The 16257-nt window shown below is 69.3% G+C and carries 2 protein-coding genes; both read right to left on the minus strand.

Going from position 1 to position 16257, the window contains the following annotated elements; all coding sequences use genetic code 11:
• Positions 1-211: 211 nt before the first annotated feature.
• Complete coding sequence (locus RTO53_RS02000) at positions 212-3901, minus strand: TonB-dependent receptor (protein ID WP_312236217.1); 3690 nt, start codon at positions 3899-3901, stop codon at positions 212-214.
• Between the two features lie 3 nt (positions 3902-3904).
• Entirely contained in the window at positions 3905-16225 is a 12321-nt protein-coding gene (locus RTO53_RS02005) for an Ig-like domain-containing protein (protein WP_312236218.1), read from the minus strand.
• Positions 16226-16257 lie beyond the last annotated feature (32 nt).

Raw genomic sequence — 16257 nt, forward strand, 5'->3', positions numbered from 1 at the left:
TCGGCGGCCCAGCCGGGCATGGCCCGGCTCTACCAAAAACCCACCGAAGCCAACCGTCGAAGCCGCCATCTCCGGTAGTGCCACGCCATGCGTGGCAGGCCAGACAATGACGAAGACAGCCGCGTGGCAGGCCAGCCAATGACGAAGATGGATGCGTGGCAAGCCAGTCAATGCCGAAGATAGAGCGTGGCAGGCCGATCACCACCAACGCCTAGTAATACCCCGCCATATTCAAGAAGAACCCCTTCTGGTCATACCGCAGCTCGGTCATGTCGTCGCTGAACTCGGTGAAGTTGTAGCCCACTCCGACCTTGAAGTTCTCCCCTACCCGTCGATCCAGCCCCACCAGCCAGCCCTTGCGCACGCCACCGTCGCGCACCTTCAACCAGCGGTGTTCGGCCAACCCTTCCCACTTCTCGAACAGGCGATAGCGCAGCTGAAGGGCAGCGAAGTCGGCACGGCTGTCCAGCCAGGCGCCCTCACCGCGACCGGTGCGGTAGTCGCCCCAGCGCGAGGCCAGCTTGCCGGCCAGTTCCCAGCGCGCGCCGAGCTGGCGGATGCCTTCCAGCGACAGCACCTGCGAGCGCTGGTCGTACAGGTTGCCGCCTTCCTGGCCGAGCGAGGCCACATCGTAGAGATAGGTGAACTTGCCGAAGCCTGCCCAGCCGGTGCTGTCGTGCGGACGCCAGGCAAAGCCCACGTTGGTTTCCACCAGCTTGGCATCGGCCAGTGGATTGATGCGGTCGTCGGTGTCGGCATAGTTGGCCCGCAGCGCGAAACGCCAGTCCTCGTTGAGTTTGTACAGCAGGCGGTTGGTGGTCACCCACTGCTCGCGTTGCTCGGCGCCGCTGTCGCGCCGGTATTCCAGCTTGCTGCTCCACTGCGCCACCGCATCGGTACGCCCGCCACTGACGCTGTAGGCACGGCGGTCGATGCGGCCGACGGTGGAATCCAGTTCGCCGTCCATGACGGTGAAGCCCAGGTTCCAGCCCTGCGCAGGATAGAAGTCCATGCCGAAGGTATGCACCAGCCCGGCGTTGTCCTGGCGGCGATCCTTGAGGTACTGGCTTTCGTTGTAGACGTTGACCTGGTTGCTCAGGCGCCAACGCTGGCCCAGTGTCCAGCCGCTCTGCAGGCCAGTGTCGAACAACGGGTCGGTGCCGGTGCGGTCGGTGCTGTAGCTGTAACTGCCGTACAGGCTGTGGTCCGGGGCCATGCGGTATTCGCCGTCGACCTTGGCGCCGTGGCCGCGGCTGCCGCCGCTCACTTCGGCACCGACGCTGCTGCGATCGCCGAACAGATAGCGCGCGCCGAGGGTGAGCAGGTCGTTCTTCTCGTACGCGCCGCCATCGTCGTCCAGGGTCACCTGGCCGGTGCCGTATAACTCCCATGACGAGCCGAAGCGCTGCCGATACCCGATCGCCGCGAGCAGCGCAGACACGTCCTGCCGTTCCTGCTCCTCGCGCACGCGGCGCAGTTCGCCGGTGAGCTGGCCGTCGTTGCCCAGCCGCCACTCGGCAGTGAGCTGGCTCTGCTCCAGCGCAAGCTCGCCCTGCTCGGTGCGGGTATGCCGGCCGTACAGGCTGAGATCGTCGGTGAGGTAGCCGAGGAATTCCGCACCGTATTCCTGGATCGGCTGGCCGGTGTCCTGACGGGCCACCGAGAAGCCGGCATCCACGTCACGCCACCAGGCCCCCAGGCTCCAGTCGCGGGCGGTCCAGCCCAGCTCGCGCAGGTTGGCGCGCGCTTCCACCGCGCTGGCCGTGCCCGAGCGCCGCCCTTCGTACGGGTTGCGGCGGATGAAGCTCAGGCCGCCGTTGTCCGAATAGAACACCGGGGCGGCGGTGGCGTCGGTGCGGGTCTGCTCGACCTTCAGGTAGGTGCCGCGCCCCGCCTGCAGGGTCAGGTCGGCCCCCTTGAGGCTGTAGTTTTCGCCGCTGCGGTTCTCGTCGATCCAGGTGCCGCCGATGGCCACGTGGTCGCCGATCCACTGCCGGCCGCGCGCACCGTAGGTGACGTCGTCGCTGCTGAAGCCCAGCGGCACGTATTCGTAATCCACCAGCAGCAGCTGGTCGTAGCCATCCAGCGGCATGTCGCGGGTGATGCTGCGGACGTTTTCTCGGGTGAGCTGGGCCAGCGGGCGGGTCAGGATCAGCCGGCCCTGCAGGTTGTCGATCTCGTAATCCACGCCTTCCTGCAGCGTGGCGCGGGTCTCGGTGCGGCCGGTCGTGCGGTCGCGCACTTCCAGCACCACCTGCTCCGAGCCGGGCAGCACGTCGGTATGGCGCAGGTAGTAGAGGCTGCCGCCGGTGCCGAGGAATTCGCTGTGGCCCGGCGCGGATTGTGCTTCGGAGCCGAACAGCTTCAGCTGCGAGCGCGCATCGCCAAGCGGGGTGGCGGCCAGCGAGCGCCAGTTCAACGCACCACCGTACAGCGAACGCACGTACTGGCCATATTCGGTGCCGGTGATGCCGGTGGCGTAGTTGCCCCACAGCGCCTGGCTCTGGTCCCAGTCCACGCGCAGGTACAGCCGCCCCTGCGTGTCCACGTCGCGGTAGGTGGTGGAATCATCGCCATACACGGGGTAGTAGAGGTCCGGGTCGAGGCGGCGGAACACATCCTGCGCATCGGCCTGGGTGAAATCACGGAACAGGTACTTCAGTTCGCGGTCCTGGGTGTCGGCCTGTGCGGTCACCAGGTATTTGCCGCGCATCTTGCCCTTGAGGTAGAACGCAAGACGCCCTTCGCTGAGGAAGCCGTCGTCGTCGCGATCGTCGACGGCCAGGGGCTGCAGATTGCCGCTGGCGCTGTTTTTGGACACGGTGACATCGGCGATGGCGACCAGGAACAGATAGCGCCCGGTGACATCCACGTCCAGCTGGCGCTGCGCCGACGGTGCGTCGCGCGATTCCACACTGACGTCGTAACGGTGCTGGCCGACCGGTTCGAGGAACTCGGCGGCGAACTTCTGCTCCAGGTCGACCGGGAAATCCTGGCCGTTGATGCGCACGCGGCTGTTGGGTTCCAGGTTGCGGCCGTACAGGCGCACGCGCGAGCCGTGGATGGGGATGTTCTGCAGGCGCAGCGTGCTCTGTCCGTAGATGCTGTTGCTCAGCTGCAGGTCCTGCGCACTGTCGCCATCCAGGGACTGGCCCAGGGTCTTCTGCACGTTCTCGCGGGTGATCTGCAGGCCACGGTCGAAGTCGGCCGGGGTCACCAGCTGGATGCGCTGGAGGCGGGTTTCATCGAACGAACCACCGGCGCCATAGGCGCGCGCGACGTAGATCAGCTCATCGCCGGTACGCAGTTTGATGTTGGCCGGCATCTCGCCGTTCCACTCGGCATCGCCGACGTAGTCCGCCGGCAGCGCGACGCGCGCCAGCGGCGTGACCAGGTCGGTATCGGTGCCGCGGTACAGCGTGACCTCCAGCTTCTGGATGAAGGAGGCGTAGTTGTTGTAGCTGTGGAAACGCAGCGGGCGGATCACCCGGCCGTTTTCGAACGGCACCGTCGCTGCTGCCTGCACGCTCAGGCTGGGCGGGACCATGGTGGGATCTTCAGTGGCCCACACCACGCCACCGTTGGGCAGCTCGGCCATGAACTGCCCGCCGGGTGCCGCCACATCGGGCGTGGTCGCTGGCGTCATCGGCACCGCTTCGGCAGGCGCCGGAACAACCCGACCGGGCAACGGCAGGACGGGAGCCTCGGCGTCGTCATCGATGCGCAGCAGCAGCCCGTCGGCGTTGCGGCAGTTGTCGGCGTCGCACTGGATGCTGGCAGGCGGCGGGGCCGGCTGCGCCATCGTCGGGGCAATGGTCAGCAGCAACGCGGCGGCCACGACGGCGCCGACACGACGGAGCACGGGAGTACGAAGCGGTGTCTGGCTCAGGGTCATGTCCATGGGTCAGCGGCCCTCCCTACGGGTGGGGTTGGTGCTGGCAGGTGGCTCGGGAGGATCGTCCAGTCGCAGTTGCTGCAGCACGCTGCCGTCAGCAGTCAGCACCTCGATGCGGGTCGCATGGGCCACCGTCGCCGGCACGCGCGGGGCGAGTGCTGCCTGCAGCGCGTGGGCGCGTTGGCCCGCCAGGGCTTCCTCACCGCGTGCGGCGGTGAGCAGCAGACGACCGCCACCGCGTGCGACCAGGGCCTGTGCGGCGGTGTCCAGCACCGGCGCACGGTCGGCCGCCAGCTGCGCACTGCCCGGGGCGAACAACGCCTGGCCCAGTTCGATCCGTGCCGGTCGTGGCGTTGCCGTCCGGGACGGTGCCGCCGTGCTCAGCCCGCCATCGGGCATGCGCACGCCGAAGTCGAAGCGCGCCGGCAGTCCGGGGGTGATGCGGCGCACCAGCGGGTTGGGCGTGGTGAACATCGCCCCGGCCGGCAGCGTGGACGGATCGACCTTGAGGATGAAGTTGCGCCCGCGTGCCTGACCGCCGGGGATGCCGACCAGGTGGTAGCGGCCGAACGCATCGGTTTCCATCAGCAGGCCTTCCACCGCCGCCACGCGCACGCCGGGGATGCCACGTTCGCCTGCATCCTGGATGCCATTGCCGTTGCGGTCATCGAACACGCTGCCGACGATCAGGCTTTCATCCAGCAGCGGATCGGTGGTGACATCCACCTCGGCCGAGGCGACGTTGCCGATGCTGCGGTTTTCACCGTCGATGGCGGTGATGCGGTTGGTGTGCACACCGGTGCCGGTACCCGCGCCGACGCGCAGGTAGTACACCACGATGGCGCGCTCGCCCACCGGCACGTCGATGCCATCGATGCGCAGCGGCTGCACGCCACTGGTGCGCGCAGCGTTGTCGGCGTCCTGCACCGCGAAGCCGCCGCTGACGAAGGTGAAGCCCGGCGGCAGCGTATCCAGCAGCGTGGCCCCGTTGGCATCGACCTCACCGACGTTGTCGATGGTGACGGTGTAACGCACCAGGTCGCCGATCTGCGCGCTGCGCTTGGCCGCCACCTTGGTCAGGCGCAGCACCGCCTGCTGCCCGGCGACGGTGACCGCGACGTTGGCCTCGGCGCACAGCGCGGTGGGGATGGACACATCGCAGACGCGGTAGCGGAAGCTGTCGGTGCCGGCGAAGTTCGCGGCCGGCGTGTAGACGCACACGCCGTTGGCGCACTGCGCGCTGCCGTGCGCGGGGGCGGTGATCACCTGCAACGAGCCCCGGTCAAGCACGGCGGTGCGGGCCGTGTCGTTGGCCAGCACATCGATCGTCAGTGGCCCGGGGGTCTGTGCGGTCACCGCGTCGTCCCCCAACGTCAGCACGTTCGGGTCGACGGTGACGGTCACCGTGGCCGAGGCGCACATGGCCGGATCGGCGATGTCGCAGACCTGGTAGTCGAAGGCCTGCACGCCGGAGAAGTTGGCCAGCGCGGCGAAGCGGATGCGCGCACGCGGCAGCACCGTGGCGGTGCCGTATGGCGGTGGTGCGGTGATGGTGACGGTGACCGTACCGGGGTCGATCGGAGTGCCGTTGACGCGGTCGTTGCCCAGCACGTCGATTTCGATCACGCCGTCCTGCGGCAGTTCAACGCGGTCGTCTTCCGCATCCACGCCCGGCGCGGCGGCGAGGACGGTGACGCTCACCGTCGCGGTATCACAGACGGTGGGCTGGTTGAGCAGGCAGATCGTGTAGACGGTGCTGTAGCTCCCGGCGGCCAGGCCGGCGGCCACATCCACCCAGCCATCGGCGCTGAAGCTCAGCGCGTTGGTGGCCACCGGGGCGAAGCTGACCTGCGTCGGGTCCAGCGGCGCGGTGTTGAACGTATCGTTGGTGAACACGTTCAACAGGCGCGCCTGACCCGCAGGGCCGACCGGACCGCCGCTGTCGTCCACCGCCAGCAGTGCACCGACCGCACCCTGCACGCGCACGGTGGCAATGGCGGTGGTGCAGTTGGTGGGCACGCCGTTCTCGCACAACTGGTAGGCCAGTTGCACCTGGCCCGGCTGCACCCCGGCGGCGACCATGATCTGGCCCAGGTTGTTCATGGTGTAGCCCGGCGTGCTGCCGGTGAGGCTGGCAACCACGCTGCCCACCGGTGGCGGCGACACGGTGTTGTAGCTGTCGTTGTCCAAAACCGAGCGGGCGATGGTGCCGCCCACCGCCGGGTCCACCGGCGTACTGGTGAAGTCGTCGTTGACCGCCAGCACCACGTTGGCCGAGCCGGACAGGGTCAGGGTGACGCTGGCATCGCCGCACTGCGTGGCATACGGCGCCGGCAGGCAGACCCGATAGGTGAAGCCCACCGGCCCGGTGGTGCCCGACGGCGGGGTGTAACTGAAGCTGCCATCGGCGTTGAACACCAGCCCGGCAACCGCACCGCTGGTCAGCGCGTAAAGCGCGCCGGGCGGGACGTTGTCGTTGAGCGACACGTTGCCGCTGCCCGGCTGGCCGGCGGGGATCGTGTAGCTGTCGTTCTGCGGTGCCGGGGTAACCACCACGGTGGCGCTGGCCGTAGCGCAGTTGGCGGGCGCGGCGGCTTCGCAGATCTGGTAGGTGAGCACGGTGGCGCCGGAGATCACGCCGGTGCCCACGGTGATGGTGCCATCGGTGTTGATGCTGAAGCCGGATGGCGCACCGACCAGGCTGAGCAGCACGGTGGCCGGTAGCGGCGGGCTGACCCCGTTGAGGCGGTCGTTGGCCAGCACGCTGACGCTGGACGTCGAGCCGGTGGCCACGCCGGTCAGTACGTCATCGCCGGCCACCAGCGTGCCGTTGTTGATGTTGATGGTCACCGTGGCTGTGCCGCACACCGCCGCATACGGGGCGGGCAGGCACGCCTGGTAGGTGAAGCCGACGGGACTGGGCGTGGCGGCTGGCGGTGTATAGGTGAACGCACCGCTGCTGGTGAAGGCCAGCCCGGCCGGTGCGGTGCCCTGCACCGTGTAGACCGCCCCGGCGGGCATGCGGTCGTTGCTGGCCACGCTGTTGCTCAGCGTCTGTCCGACCTGCACGGTGTAGGCGTCGTTCTGCGGGGCCGGACTCACCACCACGGTAACGCTGGCGGTATCGCAGTTGGCGGGCGCGGCCGCTTCGCAGATCTGGTAGGTGAGCGGGGTAGCGCCGGAGGTGACCCCGCTGGCCACGCTGATGGTGCCGGCCGGGTTGATGCTGAAACCGGCCGGTGCACCGACCAGCGTGAGCAGCACGTCGGCCGCTGCGGGCGGGGACACGCCGTTGAGGCTGTCGTTGGCCAGCACGCTGGCAGCGGAGGTGGTGCCGGGGGCGACCCCGGTAAGCGTGTCGTCGCCGGCCACCAGCAGGCCGTTGTTGATGTTGAGGGTGAGGATCGCGCGGCCGCACAGGCTGGCATTCGGCGCCGGCAGGCACACCTGGTAGGCGACGCTGACCGCGCCCACCACGCCGGTGGCCGGCGTATAGGTGAACATGCCGTTGCTGTTGAAGGCCAGCCCTGCCGGCGCAGTGTCCTGCAGGGTGAAGACCGCACCGACCGGTGTGTTGTCGTTGGCTGCGACGGTGTTGGACACGGTCTGCCCCGCCTGCACGGCGAAGGCGTCGTTCTGCGGTGCCGGGGTGACCACCACGGTGACGCTCGCGGTATCGCAGTTGCCCGGCGCCGCGGCTTCGCAGATCTGGTAGGTGATGGTGGTGGCACTGGAGGTGACGCCGCTGCCCACGCTGACGGTGCCGTCCGGGTTGAGGGTGAAGCCGCCCGGCGCACCGACCAGGCTCAGCAGCACGTCGGCCGCGGCCGGCGGCGACACGCCATTGAGGCTGTCGTTGGCGAGCACGCTGGCGCCGGTGGTGGCGCCCGGCAGCACCCCGGTCAGCGTGTCATCGCCCGCACTCAGAGTGCCGTTGTTGATGTTCAGGGTGACCGTGGCGGTGCCGCACAGGTTGTTGTTGGGTGCCGGCAGGCACGCGCGGTAGATGAAGGCGACCGGGCTGGCGGTGCCGATGGGCGGCGTATAGGTGAAGCTGCCATCGGGATTGAACGACAGCCCCGCCGGGGGCATGCCCTGCACGGCCCAGCTCGACCCGGCCGGCATGCTGTCGTTGGCGGCCACGCTGTTGCTCAGGGTCTGCCCGGCCTGCACCGCGAACGCGTCGTTCTGCGGCGTCGGGCTGACGATCACCGTCACCGTGGCGGTCGTGCAGTTGCCCGGCGCGGCGGCTTCGCAGATCTGGTAGGTGAGCGTGGTGGGACCGGCGTTGACGCCGGTGGACACGCTGATCGTGCCGTTGGGCGTGATCGCAAAGCCACCCGGTGCACCCACCAGGGTCAGCAGCACGCTGCCGGCGTCCGGCGGCGACACGCCGTTGAGGCTGTCGTTGGCCAGCACGCTGGCCGCCGAGGTGGTCCCGGGGGCGACGCCGCTGAGCGTGTCGTTGCCGGCCAGCAGCGCGCCGGTGCCAATGCTGATGGTCACGCTGGCGGTGCCGCACTGCGCCGCGTTCGGCGCCGGCAGGCAGGCCTGGTAGGTGAAGTTGACCGGGCTGGCCGTGCCGCTCGGCGGTGTGTAGGTGAATGCACCGCTGCCGGTGAAGGCCAGGCCGGCGGGCACCGTGCCCTGCAGCGTGTAAACCGAACCGGCCGGCATGCTGTCGTTGGCGGCCACGCTGTTGCTCAGGGTCTGCCCGGCCTGCACGGTGAAGGCATCGTTCTGCGGCGTCGGGCTCACGACGACGGTGACCGTGGCGGTATCGCAGTTGGTTGGCGCGGCCGCTTCGCAGATCTGGTAGGTGATCGCGGTGGGGCCGGCGACCACGCCGGCGGCGACACTGATCGTGCCGGTGGTGGTGATGGCGAAGCCGGCCGGCGCGCCGACCAGGCTGAGCACCACTTCGCCGGGCAGCGGCGGACTGGTGCCGTTGAGCGTGTCGTTGGTGAGCACACTGGCTGCCGAAGTGGTACCGGCGGCAACGCCGCTGATGATGTCATCGACCGCCACCAGCGTGCCGGCGTTGATGTTGAGGATAACGCCGGCAACACCGCACAGCGCCGCGTTCGGCGCCGGCAGGCAGGCCTGGTAGCTGAAGCCCACCGGGCTGGTCGTGCCCACCGGTGGGGTATAGGTGAAGGTGCCATCGGCGTTGAAGGTCAGCCCCGCCGGCGCGGTGCCCTGCACGGTCCAGGTGGAACCGGCAGGCATGCTGTCATTGGCCGCAACGTTGCCATTGCTGATCGTGCCGCCGGCCTGCACCGAATACGCATCGTTCTGCGGTGCCGGGGTGATCACCAGCGCGACCGTGGCGGTATCGCAGTTGGTCGACGCGGCGGTCTCGCAGATTTGATAGGTGAGCGTGGTCGCACCCGCCGTCACGCCGGTCGGCACGTTGATCGTGCCATCGGCGGCGATGGCGTAGCCAGCCGGCGCACCGACCAGCGTGAGCTGCACGCTGGCCGGCGTCGGCGGGCTGACGCCGTTGAGCGCATCGTTGCCGAGCACGCTGGGCGTGGTGCCACCGGGTGCGATGCCGGTGAAGCTGTCATCGCCGGCGGTCAGCGTGCCCAGGTTGACGTTCAACGTCGCCGTCGCGGTGCCACAGACACCGGCGTTCGGTGCGGGCAGGCAGGTCTGGTAGGTGAAGGTGACCGCCCCGGTGGTGTTCACCGGCGGCGTGTAGCTGAAGGTGCCATTGGCGTTGAACAGCAACCCGGCCGGCGGAGTGCCCTGCACCGCCCAGCTCGACCCGGCCGGCATGCTGTCGTTGCCGGCCACGCTGCCGTTGGCGAGAGTGCCACCGGCCTGCACGGCAAACGCGTCGTTCTGCGGCGCGGGCGTGACCACCAGCCGGATCGTGGCCGTGGCGCAGTTGATCGGCGACGCGGCCTCGCACAGCTGATAGGTCAGCGTGGTGGCGCCGGCCATGACCCCGGCCGGCACCTGCACGGTGCCATCGTTGTTGATCACGAAGCCGGCCGGTGCGCCCACCAGCAGCAGCTGTACGCTCGCCGCCGCCGGCGGGGTCACGCCATTGAGCGCATCGTTGGCCAGCACACTGGGTGTGGCCGAGCCGGTGGAGATCGGCGTGGCGAATGTATCGTCGTTGGCCACGATGGCGGTGACGGCGATGTTCAAGGTTGCGGTGGCCGTGCCGCACACGGTCGTGTCCGGTGCCGGCAGGCAGGCCTGGTAGGTGAAAGTGACGGGGCCGACGGTGCCCGCCGGCGGGGTGTAGGTGAAGCTGCCATTGTTGTTGAAGGCCAGTCCCTGCGGCGGCGATGCCACGCTCCAGGTCGAACCGGCCGGCATGTTGTCGTTGCCGGACACGTTGCCGGCAGTGGTCTGCCCCGCCTGCACGGCGATCACATCGTCCACCGGGGCGGGACGCACCACCAGCGCGATGCTGGCGGTGTCGCAGTTGTTGGCCGCCGCCGCTTCGCACAGCTGGTAGTTCAGCGTAATCGCACCGGTGGGCGCGGTGGCGGCCACCGATACCGTGCCGTTGGGATTGATCGCGAAGCCGGTCGGCGCACCCACCAGCGACAGCGACACGCTCGCCGGCGCCGGGGGGCTCACACCATTGAGCGCGTCATTGCCGAGCACGCTGGGCGTGCTGCTGCCAGGCGCGACCGGTCCGAAACTGTCGTCGTTGGCGACCAGCGTACCGTTGTTGATGTTCAGGGTGACCGTCGCCGTACCGCAGACGGCAGCGTTCGGTGCGGGCAGGCAGGCGCGGTAGACGAAGCTGGCCGGGCTGGTGGTGCCGGCCGGCGGCGTATAGCTGAAGCTGCCATCGCCATTGAGCGTCAGCCCGGGCGGCAAGGTGCCCTGCGCCGAGTAGAGCGCGCCGATCGGCATGTTGTCGTTGGCGGCGACGTTGCCACTGACGGTCTGCCCGGCCTGCACGGCGAAGGCATCGTTGACCGGCGCCGGGGCGACGATCAGCGCGATGCTGGCGGTATCGCAGTTGGTCGAGGCGGCCGCCTCGCAGATCTGGTAGGTGAGCGTGGTCGCACCAGCGGCGGTACCGGCAGACACGCTCACCGTGCCATCGCCGGCGATGCTGAAACCGGTCGGCGCGCCGACCAGCGACAGCACCACCTCGGTGGCCAGCGGCGTGGTGCCGTTGAGGGTGTCGTTGCCAAGCACGCTCGGGGAGGGCGCGCCCGGCGCGATCGGCGTGGCGAAGGCGTCATCGACGGCCACCAGCGTGCCGCTGTTGACGTTGAGCGTAGCCGTCACGGTGGCGCATACGCCCGCATCCGGCGCTGGCAGGCAGACCTGGTAGGTGAAGCTCAACGCGCCGCTGAAGCCGGCCGGCGGCGTATAGGTCAGCGTGCCGTCGGTGGCCAGCACCAGCCCGGCGGGCGCGGTGCCCACCACCTCGAAGCGCGCGCCGACCGGTGCGTTGTCGTTGGTGGCCACAGAACTGTTGAGCACCTGTCCGGCGGGCGTGGACAGCGCATCGTCCACTGCCGACGGGGCGACCAGCAGACGGATCGTGGCGGTGGTGCAGTTGGTCGGTGCCGCGGCTTCGCACAGCTGGTAGATCAGCGACTTCACCCCGGCGGCGGTACCGGCCGCCACCGTCACCGCGCCTTCGGCGGTGATGCCCAGCCCGGCCGGCGCACCCTGCAGCGTCAGCAGCACATCGGCCACCGCCGGCGGGGTGATGCCATTGAGCGAATCGTTGGCCAGCACCGAGGTGGTGCTGCCACCGCCGACCGGATTGATCGGGGTACTGCTGAAGTCATCGTTGATCGCGGCGAGCGTGCCGGCGGTGACATTGAGGGTGGCGCGCGCGGTCGCGCACAGCGCCGCATACGGTGCCGGCAGGCAGACCTGGTAATCGAAGCCCACCGCGCCGGTGGTGCCGACCGGTGGCACATAGCTGAAGCTGCCCGACCCACTGAAGGTGAGCCCGGACGGCACGGCGCTGGTCACGGTGAACAGCGCGCCGGCGGGCACGTTGTCGTTGTCGCCCACGTTGCCGTTGAGAGCCTGCCCGGCAGCGGTGGAATAGGTATCGTTGCTCGCCGACGGCGTCACCACCAGGCGGATGGTCGCGCTGGCGCAGTTGCTCGGCAGCACGCTTTCGCAGACCTGGTAGGTCAGCACGGTAGCGCCGCCGACCGCACCGGCGGGCACCTGCAGCAGGCCGTTGGCATCGAGCGCGTAGCCTGCCGGCGCACCGACCAGACTCAGGATGACGCTGCTGGCCGCCGGCGGGGAGACGCCATCGAGGGTGTCGTTGAGCAGCACGCTGGTGCCGCTGCTGCTGCCCGGCGTGAGCGGGGTGGCGGTGAAGTCATCGTCCCGTGCCACCAGGGTGCCGGCATTGACGTTGATGGTGGCGCTGGCGGTGCTGCACTGGGCGCTGTCCGGCGCAGGCAGGCACACCTGGTAGGTGAAACCGACCGGCCCGGTGAAACCCACCGGCGGGGTGTACAGGAAGGTGCCATCCGGGCCGAACTGCAGACCGCCCGGAGCAGCCCCGGTAATGCTGAACACCGCACCGGCCGGCGCGTTGTCGTTGCTGCCGACATTGCCGGCCAGCAACTGCCCGGCCGGCGTGGAGAACACATCGGCCGCGGCCAACGGGGACACCACCAGGCGGATCTGCGCCGAATCGCAATTGGTCGGCAACGCGGCCTCGCACAGCTGATAGGTCAGCGTGACCCCACCGGCCGGCACGCCGCTGGCGATCGTCAACGTGCCATCGGCCGCCAGGGTGTAGCCCGACGGGCCCCCGACCAGGCTCAGCAGCACGTCGGCCGACGCCGGCGGCACGCTGCCGTTGAGGCTGTCGTTGTTGAGCACCGAGGCGGTACTGCCGCCGGTGGCGGGATTGATCGGCGTGGCGCGGAAGTCATCGTCGTCGGCGACCAGGGTGCCCGCGTTGACGTTGACGGTGGCCGTGGCTCCGGCGCATACGGTGGTGTCAGGTGCCGGCAGGCAGGCCTGGTAGGCGAAGGTGACCGCGCCCTGGGTGCCGGCCGGCGGCGTGTAGGTGAAGCCACCGGCGGGGTTGAACACCAGCCCGGCCGGCGCGGTACCACTGAGGCTGAAGGTGGCATTGGCCGGCACGTTGTCGTTGCCGGCAACGCTGCCGGCAAGTGCGACGCCGACCGGCGTGCTGAAGGTGTCGTTGACTGCCACCGGCGCCAGCAGCAGGCGCACCGCCGCCGTGGTGCAGTTGCCGGGCAGCGCGGCTTCGCACAACTGGTAGGAGAAGCCGACCGCGCCGGCCGCCGCACCACCCGGTACCGAAATCGTGCCGTTGCTGTTGAGCACATACCCCGCCGGCGCACCGATGAGAGACAGGATCACATCGGCAGGCGCAGGCGGAATCGCGCCATTGAGGGTGTCGTTGCCCAGCACGCTGTTGGTGGTACCGCCGCTGGCCGGGTTGATGATCGCGGCGCGGAAATCGTCATCGTTGGCCACCAAGGTGCCGGCGTTGACGTTGAGGGTGACCGTGGCGCTATCGCAGACACCCGCCAGCGGCGCGGCCAGGCACGCCTGGTAGGTGAACGTGCTGGTGCCGGTGTACTGCGCCGGCGGCGTATAGAGGAAGCTGCCATCGCTGTTGAACACCAGCCCCGGCGGCACCGCGCCGGTGGTGGCGAACGTGGTACCGGCCGCGACGTTGTCGTTGACCGCCACGTTGCCGTCGACCGGCGTGGCCACCCGCGTGGTGAACGCATCGGCCACCGCATCAGGGGCGATCACCACGGCGATGGTCGCGGTGGTGCAGTTGCTCGTGCCGGCCTGGCACAGCTGGTAGGTCAGGCCGAGCGGGCCGGCCGGCGCACCGGCGGGCACCTGCAGCTGGCCGTTGGGTTCAAGCGTGTAACCGGCCGGCGGCGCATTGATCAACGACAGCGTGGCCTGTGCCGGCAGGATGGCGACACCGTTGAGGGTGTCGTTGGCCAGCACGCTGGCGGTCAGGCCGCCGGCACTGGTCAGTGGCGCGCCGCTGAAGTCATCGTTGCCGGCGACGATCGCGCCGGGACTGACGTTGATCGTCACCGTCGCGGCATCGCAGACCGACGCGTTCGGTGCCGGCAGGCACACCTGGTAACGGAAGCTGTCCGGCCCGGTGTAGGCGGCCTGGGCGGTATAGCTGAAGCTGCCATCGGCGTTGACGCCCACGCTGCCGTGCGCGGCCCCGGCCAGCAGGCTGAACTGCGCGCCGACGGGAACGTTGTCGTTGCCGGCCACGGTGGCGTTCAACGCGATGCCCGCCGTGGCCGGGAAGGTGTCATCGATCGCATCGGGGGCGATCACCAGCTGCACATTGGCCGTGGCGCAGTTGCCCGGCGTGGCCTGTTCGCAGAGCTGGTAGCTGAAATTCACCGCGCCGGCCGCCGCGCCGGCCGGAATCACGACCTGGCCAGCAGCGTTGACGGCATAGCCGGCTGGCGCACCGGTAAGCACCAGGCTGACCGTGCCGGGCACCACCGCCGCACCGTTGAGGGTGTCATTGGCGAGCAGGCTGGCCGGGCTGGTCGCACCCGGCTGCAGCGGCGTGGCGAAGGTATCGTTCGCCGCGACGATCACGTTGCCCTGCACGTTGACGCTGACCGTGGCGGTGTCGCACACGCCGTCGTTCGGCGCCGGCAGACACACCTGGTAGGTGAAGCTGTCCGGCCCGGTGTTGGCGTTGGTGGGGGTATAGATGAAGGTGCCATCGGCATTGACCACCGCCGTGCCGCGCGTCGGGGCAATGCCGAGGGTGTAGGTGGAACCGCTGGCGATGGTGTCGTTGCCGGCCAGGCTGCCGGTCGCCGGCTGACCGCCACCGGGCGTGGTGACGGTGTCGTTCACCGCATCGGGACTGACCACCAGGGTGGCGGTGGCGGTGGCGCAGTTGGCCGGCAGCGCGATCTCGCAGAAGCGGTAGGTCAGCGCCAGGGCACCGGCGGCCGCCGTGGCCGGCACCTGGATGGTGCCGTTGGGGTTGATCGCAACGCCGGCCGGCGCACCGACCAGGCTCAGCGTGACCTGGGCGGTGGGTACCGCGCCGCCGTTGAAGGTGTCGTTGCCGAGCACGCTCGGGGTGAGCCCACCGGTGCCGGGTGGAATCGGCGTGGCGAAGGTGTCATCGACCGCGACCAGCGCATTGGCATTGACCACGATCGATGCGGTCGCCGTCGCGCACACGCTGCCATTCGGTGCCGGCAGGCAGACCTGGTACTGGAAGGAGGTTGCCGCGGCGATACCACCCGCGGGCGCATAGGTGAAGCTGCCGTCGCTGTTGAGGGTCAGCCCGGTCGGCGGCGTACCGGTCAGGCTGAACTGCGCACCGGCCGGTGCGTTGTCGTTGCCGGCCACGCTGCCGCTCAACGAAGGCGCGCCACCGGTGGCATTGAAGCTGTCGTTCACCGCCGTGGGACCGATGATGACGCTGGCAATGGCAGTGGCGCAGTTGGTGGGCGAGGCGTTCTCGCAGATCTGGTAGGTCAGGTTGGTGGCACCGGCCGTCGCGCCGGCCGGTACCGCAATCACACCGGTGCCGTTGATGGTGAAGCCGGCCGGCGCATTCTGCAGCGCGATGATCAGGTTGGCCCCGTTCACCGGCGCACCATTGAGCGTGTCGTTGGCCAGCACCGTCGGGGTGTTGCCGCCGGTGGTCGAGGAGATCGGCGTGGCGAACGCATCGTTGTTGGCCACCAGCGCATTGGGCTGCACCGGTACCGCCGGCGTGGTGGCGGTGTTGTCGCCCGGGGTTGGATCGGTGGTGCCCGGCGGCAGTACCAGCGCCACGGTGTTGGCCGGGACCGTGGCCGGCGTGGCAGTCGGTGCGGTGGCATTGATCAGCAGCACCACGCTGTCACCCACGGCCACGTTGACCTGCACGTTGATCGCATTGCCGGTACCGCTGGACTGCGCGCACGAGGAGGCGGCGGTGGTGCCCTGGCAGGTCCAGCTCACGTTGGTGAGCAGCGCGGACACGCTGTCGACCACGCCTACGGCCGACGCCGCCGACGGTCCCGAGTTGTTGACCTGGATGCGGTACTGCACGGCCCCGCCCGCGGCGACCGGGCTGGCGCCGAGCAGTGTCTTGGTCACGCTCAACTGCGCCTGCAGCGCCAGCGCGTTGGTATCGGTGGCGCTGTTGTTGCCCGGCGTGGGATCGGACACATCCGTCGGCGCGGCGACGGTGGCGGTGTTGTTGAGCGGATTGGGGTACCCCTGCGCGAGCAGCGGCGGTGGCAGCAGCAGCATCATCAACAGGGCCATCGCGCATGCGATGCGGGCCGATGCCCTGCCTGCCCTGCTCTGCTTGCCGGTTGCTGCCATGCGCTCATCCTCGAAGAACAGCCGACGCCCCT

The organism is Stenotrophomonas sp., assembly GCF_031995405.1.
In the GTDB taxonomy this organism is placed as follows: domain Bacteria; phylum Pseudomonadota; class Gammaproteobacteria; order Xanthomonadales; family Xanthomonadaceae; genus Stenotrophomonas.